This window comes from Janthinobacterium woesei (genome assembly GCF_051380875.1).
GTDB lineage: Bacteria > Pseudomonadota > Gammaproteobacteria > Burkholderiales > Burkholderiaceae_D > Janthinobacterium.
On the sequence record NZ_JBNYXW010000012.1, the window covers coordinates 131976 to 144487 of the forward strand.

The following is a 12512-nucleotide window of genomic DNA, read 5'->3' on the forward strand; positions in this document are numbered from 1 at the left end:
CTGTCAGGCCCCTGTTGGGCAACCAGGAATGCAGCGCAACCGTTTGGCCTCGGCCCTTGCGCGCATATTACCCACTTCGCTGCTGCTTGTCGGTGGTGCGGCATGCAGCTTGCCTGCCTGGGCAGCAATCAGCGATACGATCTCGCCATTTATTGCGACATCGTACTCATATGATAATAATTTATTCCGACTCGATGAGAATGTGCCCGGTTTTAATGGGGAGCGTTCCGATACCTCGCGCCAGGTACAAGCGGGTTTTTTGATCAATCGTCCGATAGGCCGGCAATTGTTGACGGGCCAGCTAAAGTGGTCGCGCGTCTTTTTTAACCATTTTGACCAGCTCGATTACACGGGCAAGGACTATCTGGCCGACCTGGAGTGGCATATTGCCAATCATCTTGAGGGTCACGTGGGAGCCAGTTACTCGCAGACGTTGACCCCTTTTAGCGACTTGCAAAGCACGGACCGTAACCTGCGCACGATTCGCCGTGAGTATGCGAATGGCGGCTGGCGCTTCCATCCAAGCTGGCGCGTGCGCGGCGGCTTCTCGCGCGATAAATATACCTATGACTCCATCGCGCAGAAGATCTCCGATCGCCAGGAAGATGCGCTTGAGCTTGGCTTCGATTACTTGCCCGCCAGCGAAAGTCGGGTAGGAATCCAGTTACGCCATTTAAAAGGGACGTATCCGAACCGGGCAAACCTGGCTGCCTTTGGCGTTGAGCAGGGGTATGAGCAGGACGAGGTCAAGGCTAATATCTATTGGCGTTTCAGTGGCGTTACGCAAGTGCAATTACTCGGCGGCTGGGTGAAACGCAAGAACGAGCTATTTACGGGGCGCGATGCCAGTGGTGCCAATGGCCGCATCGTGGTGTATTGGGCACCGCTCGGCAAGGTGCGCTTTACGGGGAGTTTGTGGCATGAATTTGCGGCGGTGGAAAATTCACTGATTTCCAGCAGCTTGAACAATGGCGCCAGCCTGGCTGCTGCCTGGGATATCTCTGCCAAAGTGAGGATGGATGCGCAGGTGCGACGCGAAAAACGCGACTTTTCCGCCGCAAGTGGCCTCATCCTTCCAGGCGACGTGAGCGATACGACACGCACAACGACCATCGGCCTGACCTATGCGCCGCGCCCCAATATCCAGTTGGGTGTCAACGCCTTTCGAGATGAGCGCAAGGGCGCGCCATTTGTTAATACCGGCACCTATCACGCCAATGGTATTTCTTTCAATGCCAGCGCCCAGTTTTGAAGAGCATCATGACGGTTAATGATATACCCATGATTTCGTTTTTCCAGCGCATACTCGATCCCCTGATCATCATGGGAACGCTGTATTTGCTGTGCATCCTGTCGGGTTCGCCCTTTACCGGCTATTCGCTGGTGCTGATGATATTGGCTTTTTTTATTTCCTCGCCCGTGTTTCAGTATGTCGACCCTTACCGCACATGGCGCAGCGGCCGGATGCTGGCGTATGCCCGTGATATCTTCGTCAGTTGGGCCATCACGGCACTGATTCTCATTTTTTTGGGTTCGGCAACGGGATTGGCTTTTCATTATGACCATGACCTGGTCATGGCCTGGTTCGTGCTGACCCCGTTCCTACTGTTGCTCAGTCATCTCGCCGCGCGGCGCATGGTGGCCGATCCCGGGCGCGAAAGTGAAGTGCGCTCCGTCGTCATCATCGGCGCCAATGACGCCAGCCTCAAGTTTGCCACCACCGTGGAGTGCAATCCGAATCTGTTCATGAGCGTGCGGGGATTTTTTGATGACCGCACCGATGACCGCTGGCCAGGGACGATGCGCGAGCCCATGCTGGGCAAGATGGCCGGCATTGCCGCCTATGTGCGCGAGCACAATATCAAGATGATATTCATCAGCCAGCCTATTTCGGCCCAGCCACGCATTCGCAAGATGCTCGATGAATTGCAGGATACGACAGCGTCCGTGTACTTCTTGCCGGATATCTATATTTTCGATCTGATGCAGGCGCGCTTCGACAATGTGGGCGGCATGCCGGTGATTGCCATCCGAGAATCGCCGTTCACGGGCTTTAACAGCATGGTCAAGCGGGGCAGCGATATCGTGCTGGGCTTGCTGATCCAGATACTGCTGCTGCCTGTGATGCTGCTTGTCGCCATTGCCGTGAAGGTGACCTCGAAAGGGCCGGTGATCTTCCGTCAGCGCCGCTATGGCCTGTATGGCGAGGAAATCATCGTCTATAAATTCCGCTCGATGAGCGTCAGCGAGGATGGTGCCACGGTGACCCAGGCAACCAAGGGTGACCAGCGCCTGACACCCATCGGTGCTTTTCTGCGCAAGAGTTCGCTTGACGAATTGCCGCAATTTATCAATGTACTGCAAGGGCGCATGAGTATCGTTGGTCCGCGTCCGCATGCGGTGGCGCACAACGAACAGTACCGCAAGCTGATCAAAGGCTACATGCTGCGCCACAAGGTCAAGCCTGGCATCACGGGATGGGCGCAAGTCAACGGCTTGCGCGGTGAGACGGAGACCCTGGACAAGATGGAGGCACGCATTCATTTTGATCTCGATTACCTGCGCAACTGGTCGCTATGGCTGGATCTGTGGATTATCTTGCGTACGGTGAAAGTCGTGCTCAAGCGGGACAATGCCCATTGAACGAAGTTGCCAGGCAACAGCGTGTGGGAATATCTTTTGCTCAAGATCAATACGCGTTAAAATGAAGCAGCATTCAAAGTGCGGGTCCGTGGCCCGCACCGGGCACACCAGGCGGCAATGCAAAGAACGATATGAGACAGGCGCGACAACATCGTGTGACGGCATCTGGCGACGCATCTTTTGCCGGGCCATGCCTTTTGCAGGCTGCCAGCCGGGTGCGGTCACTGTCTCGCCTGGGCCATCATTTTGAGCTTTTCCATGCCGCGCAGCAGGATACGGCTCCATCCTCGCCGATCTTGTGTTTGAACACGCTCCCCGCAGCGTGCACGCAAGCAAGCATCATTCGTGTTACGCACAAAAAATGCTATTCTATTAAAACTATGCACAGATGAACAATAGTTCACTACGGTAAATTTTCTTTGGAAACAGTTGTTTTTAAAGCTTCTTAATAGATTTTTAAGCAAATATTTACCAGATGTTCATGTGCATTGTGTATATTATTTATAATATTGACAATTATGCGATCGGATCACATGATCTCGCGGGAAGTTTGTGTTTTTTTGGCAATGTTTTATGCGTGAACGTTGTTTCTATGCATATAGTTGGCAGCACTCGATTTCCTTACCTGAACTGAAGGAGTAATTTTGAACCATTTGCACAACGCCCGTTTGATTGCGCACAAATCCGTACTTCCCTCACGTTTGCTGTGTGCGGCCTTGGTCTTGCTGGCTGCGGCTGGCTTGTCCGCCTGTGGCGCCAAGGAGAAAAAGCCGGGCCAGGCCTTGGCCAGTGTGAATGGCGAGGAAATTACCGTGTTACAGCTGAATGAAGAATTGCAACGCGCCAATGTTCAAGCTGCTCAGCAGGAAATAGCCAGCAAGCAGTTGCTGGAATCCCTGATTGACCGCCAGTTGCTGCTCAATGAAGCCGTCAAGGAAAAAGCGGACCGTGATCCGAAAGTGGTGCAGGCCGTCGAGCGCGCCAAGGCGCTGATTGTTGCGCAAGCGTATATGCAAAAGCGCATCGGCACCATTGTGCGGCCGACGAAGGTAGAAGTGGAAGATTATTTCAACAAGAATCCGCAATTCTTCAGCCAGCGCAAGCAGTTTGACATGCGCGAGCTGGTGATCGCCAGCGCCGACATGAATGATCAGCTCAAGGCCGCGATGGATGCCGCCAAATCGCTGGAAGATGTGGCCGCATGGCTCGATGCCAACAAGGTCAAGTATGCGCGTACGCAACTGTCGCGCACCAGCGCCGACCTGGCGCCGGAACTGACCGCGAAATTGCTGACGATGCCGAAAGGGCAGTTGTTCATCATTCGCGAAGGTGACCGCACGCTGCTCATTTCGCTGGCAGACATTCGCGACAATCCGACCAGCCTGGCGCAGGCAGCACCTCAGATCGAGCAATTCCTGTTCAATAAAAAGAACAAGGATGCCGCCGATGCTGAACTGAAACGACTGCGCGCCACCGCCAAGATCGAGTACCTGAACAAGGACGCGGGCGGCAAGGCTGCCGCCAGCGCGCCAGCGCCCGCAGCGGCGAATGCTCCGGCGCCAGTCAGTGCCCCGGCGCCGGCCGCGAATCCACCGGCAGCGTCGAGCTCCTCGGAGGCCAATGATCGTGGTGTTGCAGGCTTGAAGTAAGCCGCAGCTTTTAGTGAGTACTTTATTTAGAAAATGAACCAATCATGAAACGACTTTCGATGTGGTGCATGGCGCTCCTGCTGACAATGAGCGCCGGCTTTGCCGGTGCTGCCGACGTGCTGCTGGGCGCCGGCGACGTGCTGAAAATTTCCGTGTATGGCAGTCCCGACCTGGCACTGGAGACGCGCATCAGCGAGACGGGAGAGATCACTTTCCCACTGGTTGGCAATGTGGCAATGGGTGGCTTGTCCGTCTCTGCGGCGGAAAAGAAACTCGGCGGTTTGCTGGAAGGCGGCGGCTTTCTGCGCAAGGCGCAGGTCAACATCATCGTGACCTCGCTGCAGAGCCAGCAGGTATCCGTGCTGGGCCAGGTAAACCGGCCGGGACGCTATCCGCTGGAAGGCAAGCGTAGCGTGATGGATATCCTGGCCATGGCCGGCGGCATCGCCGGCGATGGCAGCGAGACGGTGAACCTGATTCGCAAGCGCAATGGCCAGTCCACCAAGGAAGAGATCGACATCGTCGCAATGGTGCGTGATGCAAACTTGAACCGTGACTTTGATTTGGCTGGCAACGACGTCATTTATGTCGAACGTGCACCGCGTTTCTATATCTATGGTGAAGTGCAGCGTCCCGGCGCCTTCCGCCTCGAACGCTCGATGACTGTATTGCAGGCCTTGTCGGTGGGCGGAGGCCTGACGGCGCGTGGTACGGAGCGGGCCATGCGCATCAAGCGCCGCGATGCCGATGGCAAGATCGAGGTCATTACCGCCAAGCACGACGATTTGCTGCAAGTGGACGATGTGGTGTATGTCCAGGAAAGTCTGTTTTAAGCAGCGCCTGTTTGCCAGCGCTGACGTCACGTTGTATGGCTATTTAATCGAATGAGAGTTTAAAGATGAATTTTTCACAATTCCTGCTTGTCCTGAGAGCGCGCCAGAGGATCGTCTTTATTACGCTCCTGCTGACGGTGGCCACCACGTTGATCGTCAGCCTGATCTTGCCGAAAACGTATAAGGCCACCAGTTCTCTGGTCTTGAACTACAAAGGCGTCGATCCGCTGACGGGGCTGACGATGCCCGGGCAACTGTTGCCAGGATATATGGCCACGCAGATCGATATCATCAGCAGCAAGAATGTTGCGCTGCGCGTCGTCGATCAGTTGCGTCTCGCCGATAGCCCCGCCGTGATGGCCCAGTTTAGCGAAGCGGCCAACGGCCGTGGCACGATCCGCGACTGGCTGGCCGACCTGCTGCTGAAGAAGCTGGAAATTGTGCCGTCGCGCGAAAGCAGTGTCGTCGACATCAGCTTCAAGGGCGCCGATCCGCAATTCGTGGCGGCCGTTGCGAATGCATTTGCCGATGAGTATCAGAAGATCAATGTGCAGCTGAAGGTTGAGCCCATGAAGAAGGCTGCGGCCTATTTCAGCGAACAGACCAAGCTGCTGCGCGATAATGTCGAGATTGCGCAGAGCCGCCTGTCGAAATACCAGCAGGACAATGGCATCGTCAGCATCGACAACCGGCTTGACGTGGAGTCCAATCGCCTCAACGACCTGTCGGCGCAATTGGTGGTGGCGCAGGGCCAATCGATGGAAGCGTCTTCGCGCCAGCGCATGGCGCAAAGCGTGAACGGCGCCGAGTCGCCGGACGTCGCTTCGAATCCCCTGATTCAAAACCTGAAAATCGGCCTCGGGGCGGCGGAATCGAAATTTGCCGAAATCTCGCAGCGTTTGAGCGCGAATCACCCGCAATTCCAGAGCGCGAAGGCGGAAGTGGACAAGCTGCGCGCAGATTTGCGCGAGCAACTGCAGGTGGCATCGCGTAGCGTGGGCGGCAATGCGCAGATTTTTGCCCAGCGCGAGGGGTCCATCAGGTCGGCCCTGGCAGCCCAGAAAGCGAAAGTGCTGGAATTGAACCGCACGCGCGACGAGATGAATGTGCTGAACAAGGATGTGGAAAGCGCGCAGCGCGCGTTCGATGTCGCCTCGCAGCGCTTCTCACAGACGAAGATCGAAGGGCAGTCGGACCAGTCTGATATTGCCGTGTTGAATCCGGCCGTGCCGCCGATCGAGCCAGCTGGTCCGAAAGTGCTGCTCAATACGGTCCTGTCCGTTTTCCTCGGTGTGCTGCTGGGACTGGGCCTGGCAATGTTGGCGGAAATGCTGGACCGCCGCGTGCGTTCCGAAAGTGACTTGTCCGAAGCGGTGCAAATTCCGGTCCTCGGTTCGATCGCCTGGAATGCCACGAAACGCCCGCGATCACGTTCGCGCCTGTTGCGTGCCATTCTTCCCCGCCGCCTGCGGTTGAATTAATCTTATTATGGATATGACGATGAATCATCCCGCACTCCCTATCCCGCCAGATGCCGCGCTGAAACGTGGCGATTCGAGCATCGGCGGCTTGCTGCTAGAGTCAGGCAAGATTACGGCAGAAAATGCCGAGCGCGTGCTGCGCATGCAAAAGGAGCTGGGTATCCGCTTTGGCGAGGCGGCTCTGCGCCTGGGGCTGATTACCGAGGCCGATATCCAGCAGGTGCTGGCGCAGCAATTCGAGTATCCGTACCTGCAGCCGGGCGAGTCCAACTTTTCGCCGCGCCTGGTGGCCGCCTTCGATCCGTTCAGCCCGCAGGTGGAAACGTTGCGTGCCGTGCGTAGTCAATTGATGCTGCGCTGGTTCGCCCGCGGACGCAAGGCCCTGGCCATTGTCGCCGTCGATTCCGGCGATGGCGCCAGCCTGTTCGCTGCCAATCTGGCGGTGGTGTTTTCACAGCTGGGCGAACAGACCTTGCTGGTCGACGCCAATTTGCGCCAGCCCAACCAGCAAGATATTTTCGACTTGAAGGGCCGCCAGGGCCTGTCCGACGTGCTGGCGGGGCGCGCCGACCTGTCCGTGGTCACCAGGATCGACTCCTTTGTCGACCTGTCCGTGCTGTCCTCCGGCACCTTGCCGCCGAACCCGCAAGAGTTGCTCAGCCGCAGTTCCTTTGGCAGCCTGAATGCACAGATCGAATCGCGCTATGACGTGGTGCTGTACGATACCGCAGCCTTTGCCACGGCGGCCGATGCGCTGGCCATCGCCGGCCGGGTGGGTGGCGTCTTGCTGGTGGTGCGCAAGAACAAGACTCACCTGGACGATATCATGACCATGTGCGACCAGGTCACCCATGCGGGCGCCGAAGTCGTTGGTTCCGTGCTTGTCGACTTTTGATGGACCGCACCATGAATTCGGCGACGCTGCAAAAATTCCCCGCTTTTCATAAAGTGGAGGAGTGGTGGCCGATCGCGCTGGGCATGGCGATCCTGTTCGTGCCGACCTTCTACGGCTTGATGCATGGCATCTGGGCGACGGAAGAGCAGGCGCATGGCCCGATCATCCTGGCCTTGTCGCTGTGGCTGCTGTATCGCCAGTGGCCGCGCATGACCCAGGACAGCATCCGTGTCAAGAGCGCCTGGGGCTGGGTCTTTGTCGCCGCCGGCCTGCTGCTGTATATCCTGGGCCGTTCCCAGCAGGTGCTGGCCTTTGAGATTTCTTCCTTCATCATCCTGCTGATAGCCATCGTGCTGCTCAATTTTGGCTGGCATGGCTTTGGCAAGGTGTGGTTCCCGTTCTTCTTCATGCTGTTCATGGTGCCCTTGCCTGGGCAGGTGGTCAGCCTGCTGACCATGCCGATGAAGATGGCCGTGTCGTACGTTACCGAGCACATATTGTTTTGGGCCGGCTATCCGATTGCCCGTACGGGCGTGATCTTGCAAGTGGGGCAATACCAGTTGCTCGTGGCCGACGCCTGCGCAGGGCTGCAGACCTTGCTGACGCTCGAAGCGTTGGGCCTGTTTTATCTGAATGTGGTGCGGCATACGGCCGTGCTGCGCAATGTCGTGTTGGCCTTGCTGATCATTCCGATTTCGTTTACTGCCAACGTCATACGCGTGATCGTGCTGACGCTCATCACCTATCACTTCGGCGATGCCGCCGGACAGGGATTCCTGCACGGCTTTGCCGGCATGGTGCTGTTCATGACGGCGCTGTCGCTGATCCTGGCGACCGATAGCCTGTTGCAGTGGATCGTCCGCCGCCGTGAACGGCGCTCCACCGTGTCGAGAGAGGAAAAAGCATGAAAAAGCCACTGTTGACGAGTTTGATCCTGGGGGTCTTGATGGCTGGTTCGGCTGTCCTGACCAAGGCCGTCACGCCGACTGTCAAGATTGCCGACCTGCAGGCGAAGTTCAATCTGGAAACGATGATACCCGAGCGTTTTGGCGATTGGCAGGTCGACCGGTCGATCGCGCCGCTGCAGGTCGATCCCGAGGTGCAGGCAAAACTGGACAAGATTTACAACCAGACGCTGTCGCGCACGTATATCGACAGCCATGGGCGGCGGGTGATGCTGTCGCTGGCCTACGGCGGTGACCAGGGCGACAACATGGGCGTGCACAAGCCCGAGATTTGCTATGGCGCGCAGGGCTTTGAAATCAGCAAGGAAAGCAATGAGCGGCTGCAGACCGCGTATGGCAGCCTGCCGATCAAGCGCCTGATGGCCGTCAACGGCAGCCGCAATGAGCCGATCAGCTATTGGATTACGATCGGCAACAAGGCGACCAAGCCCGGCATGGAACAGCGCTTGCAGCAGTTGCGCTATGGTTTGAGCGGCACTGTGCCCGATGGCATGCTGGTTCGCGTGTCCAGCATCGATACCGACCGGGCTGCCGCCTATCAAATGCAGGATGCCTTCGTCAATGAAATGTTGCGTAGTTTATCACCGGCATCTCGCACCAGACTGGTTGGCGTGTTCAGCGGCTAGTTGCTGCGTAAAAGAGAATAATCATGAAGATGCCATTTTTCGCTGGCCGCGCCAAGGCTGGCGCCGCTCCTGCGCCGTTTGCCAGGCGCAAGGCCGCTAACACGCGCCTCTCGCTGCTGTTGCTGATCCCCTTGCTGTTCCTGGCCCTGCTGGTTGGCGCCGTTGCCGGCCTCGATTCGCCCGTGCTGCTGGTGATCGTCAGCGGTGCCGTCTTTGCCATGCTGGCGTTTTTCCTGGTCAATGCAAATATCCTGTTGCATCTGCTATTCCTGGTGACGTTCGTCATCCAGGGTTCCGCGCTGTATTTCTTTGGCCTGCGCTCGGCCACCTGGATCGCCGTCGGCATGGCTGGCCTGTTCGGCATGCGCACCTTCATGGATCTGGTGCTCAAGAACCGTCAACAGTCACGGCGCACGACGCAGGAAGGGAAGTCGGTGAGGCTGGTCATGCTGCCTTTCTGTGCCTACCTGCTGTGCTACATGGTGTCGATCGTCCTGAACCGCCCCTCGACGGGGCAGCTGATGTCGGCATTGAAGTCGAACTTGCCGGTGTTTAGCGTGCTCCTGGCCTTCTATTGGTTTGCCTGGCGCCCGGTGGCTTTGGAAAAACTGTGGCAGGCGCTGATCTGGATCGGCGTATTGCAGCTGCCGGTGGTGCTGTATCAGCATTTTTTTGTCTCAAGTAAACGCGACAATGGTTTCGACTCGGTCGTCGGGACGTTCGGCGGCACCCCCCTGGGCGGCGGCCTGAGTTCCATGCTGGTGTTGTTCATCGTGGCTGTCAGCGTGTATGCGCTGGCGCGCTGGAACCGGGGGCTGATGTCGCGCCCGCTGGCGCTGCTGATATTTGCCATCGGCCTGGCCGTCATCCTGCTGGGCGAGGTGAAGGCGGCGTTCATCTGGCTACCGCTGGCCGTGTTCATCGTCTTGCGCCAGCGGATCATGAAAAACCTGTTCTCCGTCATGGCCTATGGCATCCTGGCAGTGGCGCTGATTGGCAGTATTTACTTCGTGTACAACGCGCTGTATTGGGGCCAGAGCCAGAGCCGTAGCGCTAGCCTGGAAGGCAAGTTCGATGCGGCCGGCGGCTACTTTTTCGATACCCATGGTGTCAATTACCTGACGGGAGAGATCAGCCGCGGCGCGTCGCTGGCCTTGTGGGCCAAGGATGCCACGGCGAGCCTGCCGAAGCGCTTGCTGGGCTATGGTCCGGGGGCGAGCAAGTCCAGTAGTTCCATTGGCGGCAGCGGCGTCATCGCCCGCCGTTACGCGCCACTGAACGTGGATGCTACCACCGTGGCAGTACTGCTATGGGATGTGGGCATACTGGGGGCGGCCGCGTATAGCCTGATGGCGCTGGGTGGAGTCATCCTCGGCTGGCGCTACATCCGGCGCGGGCAGGGGAGTGCGGCGCAGATGGCGATCGTCGAGGCCAGCGTGGCGGTGTTGGTGATTTATGTCTCCTTGCTGGTGTATAACCGCACCATGCTGGACGAACCCACCGTGCAACTGCTGTACCTGTTTTGCCTGGGCAGCGTGATCCAGATTTGCCGGTATGGCCACGCGGCGCCCGTGGCGCCGGCTACGCCAGCTGGCGCGGACACGCCTGTGCGTGGGCGCCGCCGAGTGGCCACCCCGGCGGCCGCGATGCAGTGGAGCACGCATGGGGAATAATCCATACGTTGCTTCCCGTATGGTTTCGCAAGCAAAATGGTTCGCGTTAGCAAAGGTTTGGGGGGCTATTGCCTCGCTGCTGACTCAGTTCGTGCTGGTGCGTAACTTGGGCGTGGAAGACTACGCGGCCTATACGATCTTTGTCGCCGGCACCGCCGTGCTGGTCTACGTGACGATGTTCGGCATGGACCGTGTGGTCTATCGCTTCATGCCGCCCTTGCGCGAAGCCGTCAAATGGCGTGAAGTGCTGCTGCTGATGCTGGGCTTGATCTCGGCGCGCCTGTCGCTCATGCTGCTATTGTTGCTGGGCCTGTATTTCTTCTCATCGCTGGTATTGCCCCAGCAAATCATTGAACAGTCCTCCTCGATTCCCTTGCAGTATATTGCCTATGGGCTCAGCTCGGCCTGTAATGACAGTTTGCTTATTTTTTGTAACAGCCTGGGCTTGCAGAAGCGCCAGGCCGTGCTGTTCATGCTGGCCGGCTGCGTGCGCCTTGCCGGTCTGACAAGCCTGGTATTCATCCATGACCTTAGCGTGGTCGATGTCGCCAACGTGTTTGCCGGTGCCGAATGCGTGCTGTCGCTGGCCTTGCTGTTGGTGCTGGTGCGCGAATTCGTGCAATTGCGGCGCCATGCGCCCCCCCCTTTGCCGCTCAGTTTTGGTTTTTCGTTCCGCATCCTGTGGCGCGACAGCCTGGGAACGCAGGCCGCATATATGCTGGGGCTGCCGTTTCGTGGCGCGCTGCTAAAGCTCATCGTCGGTGCGGTGGCCACGCCATTGGTGACGGCATCGTTCGGCTTCTTCCAGACCCTGTCGGACCGTGCCTATCAGTTCATGCCCATTTTCCTGGCCAAGGGCATTGTTGAGCCGGCCCTGGCCAGCGATTACAGCAAGCACCACGATATCGAGCGCATACGCTCAGCCGTGTCGCTGCTGTTGCGTTTCAATTATGTGATCATCGGCCTCGGCATTGCCAGCCTGCTCGGCTGCGGCGAGCCCCTGATTAACTGGGTGACCCACGGGCGTTATGGTGGCGAAATGTTGTTGGCTATATTGATCCTCATCCAGCTGGCAGGGATGAGCCTGGGTGAATCGCTGTTCCTCAGCTTGAATCCGATCGGCCGCATCTCCCACCATAATCGGCTGTGGATATGGTTTTCCTTGCCCTTCCTGGGTCTGCTCGGCTTGTGTGCCTACTTGCGCAGCCCGCTCATGCTGGTGCTGGTCAGCACCATGCCGTATTTCATCATCTATGGCTGGTTGCGTTGGGTGAACCGGGAGCCGAGCCTGCAAAAAGGCTTTGGTATCGGCTTGCCAGTCTTGCTGCGCCTTGCCGCAGCCATCGCTGGCGCCGCACTGGCGGCGCGCCTGGTGTTGCTGCTGCCTGGCGGCCATTTCATCATCGTTCTTGCGCTGCTGCTGTGCGTGGGGGCCTACGTGCTGGCCCTGCGTTTCGTGGGCTTGTTCAAGCGTGCGGAGCTGCCAGCCCTGGCACGTATCTCGCCGCGATTTTCACGCCTGTTGGAACCAATTTCATCATAATAATATTATCCTAAGTTCATGTAACTTCTTCGATAATATTATCAACTTCTTCAAAAATGACTGGTACTATCGCTATACAACAAATTCGGCGAGTTTTTGATTTTTTGTTTTTGATGCTGATACCCTTTCCTGTATAGTTGCTTCAATGCAGGAAAATATGTACTGCATCGTGCGCATCGGGCGTGCCAGGCGACACTTCCAGCT

10 protein-coding genes are annotated in these 12512 nt (G+C 57.6%); all 10 read left to right on the top strand.

From position 1 onward, the window contains the following. Positions 1-28: 28 nt before the first annotated feature. The 10 genes from epsL (at position 29) to ACQ4W6_RS15835 (ending at position 12308) form a co-directional block, all read left to right on the top strand. Positions 29-1252, top strand: coding sequence for an XrtB/PEP-CTERM-associated polysaccharide biosynthesis outer membrane protein EpsL (gene epsL, locus ACQ4W6_RS15790; RefSeq protein WP_436568121.1), 1224 nt, complete (start codon positions 29-31; stop codon positions 1250-1252). Positions 1253-1260: 8 nt separating this feature from the next. Next, the gene (locus ACQ4W6_RS15795) at positions 1261-2643 is read left to right on the top strand and encodes an undecaprenyl-phosphate glucose phosphotransferase (protein WP_436568122.1); all 1383 of its coding nucleotides are present in this window, start codon (positions 1261-1263) and stop codon (positions 2641-2643) included. Positions 2644-3284: 641 nt separating this feature from the next. Beyond that, positions 3285-4292 carry an EpsD family peptidyl-prolyl cis-trans isomerase gene (locus ACQ4W6_RS15800; protein WP_436568195.1) on the top strand — a complete coding sequence of 336 codons (1008 nt, stop codon included), beginning with the start codon at positions 3285-3287 and terminating at the stop codon, positions 4290-4292. A 44-nt stretch (positions 4293-4336) separates the two neighbouring features. Continuing rightward, positions 4337-5125 carry a polysaccharide export protein EpsE gene (gene epsE / locus ACQ4W6_RS15805; protein WP_436568123.1) on the top strand — a complete coding sequence of 263 codons (789 nt, stop codon included), beginning with the start codon at positions 4337-4339 and terminating at the stop codon, positions 5123-5125. Positions 5126-5190: 65 nt separating this feature from the next. Next, positions 5191-6606: a chain length determinant protein EpsF gene (gene epsF, locus ACQ4W6_RS15810; RefSeq protein WP_436568124.1), complete on the top strand. Its 1416-nt coding sequence runs from the start codon at positions 5191-5193 to the stop codon at positions 6604-6606. 19 nt (positions 6607-6625) lie between these two features. Next, a complete protein-coding gene (gene epsG / locus ACQ4W6_RS15815) occupies positions 6626-7501 on the top strand; it encodes a chain length determinant protein tyrosine kinase EpsG (RefSeq protein WP_436568125.1) in 876 nt (291 codons plus the stop codon). A gap of 11 nt (positions 7502-7512) precedes the next feature. Then, positions 7513-8409: an exosortase B gene (gene xrtB, locus ACQ4W6_RS15820; protein WP_436568126.1), complete on the top strand. Its 897-nt coding sequence runs from the start codon at positions 7513-7515 to the stop codon at positions 8407-8409. Beyond that, positions 8406-9092 (top strand): exosortase-associated protein EpsI, B-type, encoded by a 687-nt coding sequence (gene epsI / locus ACQ4W6_RS15825; protein ID WP_436568127.1) that lies wholly within the window; start codon positions 8406-8408, stop codon positions 9090-9092. The genes xrtB and epsI overlap by 4 nt, the downstream gene beginning before the upstream one ends. Positions 9093-9115: 23 nt before the next feature. Then, the gene (locus ACQ4W6_RS15830) at positions 9116-10765 is read left to right on the top strand and encodes a hypothetical protein (protein WP_436568128.1); all 1650 of its coding nucleotides are present in this window, start codon (positions 9116-9118) and stop codon (positions 10763-10765) included. Positions 10766-10856: 91 nt separating this feature from the next. Next, positions 10857-12308, top strand: coding sequence for a hypothetical protein (locus ACQ4W6_RS15835; RefSeq protein WP_436568129.1), 1452 nt, complete (start codon positions 10857-10859; stop codon positions 12306-12308). Positions 12309-12512 lie beyond the last annotated feature (204 nt).

What these genes read in the sequence shown, in the direction of transcription:
- xrtB (WP_436568126.1), top strand. Translation starts at nt 7,513, where the DNA reads ATGAATTCGGCGACGCTGCAAAAATTCCCCGCTTTTCATAAAGTGGAG.
- epsL (WP_436568121.1), top strand. Translation starts at nt 29, where the DNA reads ATGCAGCGCAACCGTTTGGCCTCGGCCCTTGCGCGCATATTACCCACT.
- epsF (WP_436568124.1), top strand. Translation starts at nt 5,191, where the DNA reads ATGAATTTTTCACAATTCCTGCTTGTCCTGAGAGCGCGCCAGAGGATC.
- epsG (WP_436568125.1), top strand. Translation starts at nt 6,626, where the DNA reads ATGAATCATCCCGCACTCCCTATCCCGCCAGATGCCGCGCTGAAACGT.
- ACQ4W6_RS15795 (WP_436568122.1), top strand. Translation starts at nt 1,261, where the DNA reads ATGACGGTTAATGATATACCCATGATTTCGTTTTTCCAGCGCATACTC.
- epsI (WP_436568127.1), top strand. Translation starts at nt 8,406, where the DNA reads ATGAAAAAGCCACTGTTGACGAGTTTGATCCTGGGGGTCTTGATGGCT.
- ACQ4W6_RS15830 (WP_436568128.1), top strand. Translation starts at nt 9,116, where the DNA reads ATGAAGATGCCATTTTTCGCTGGCCGCGCCAAGGCTGGCGCCGCTCCT.
- epsE (WP_436568123.1), top strand. Translation starts at nt 4,337, where the DNA reads ATGAAACGACTTTCGATGTGGTGCATGGCGCTCCTGCTGACAATGAGC.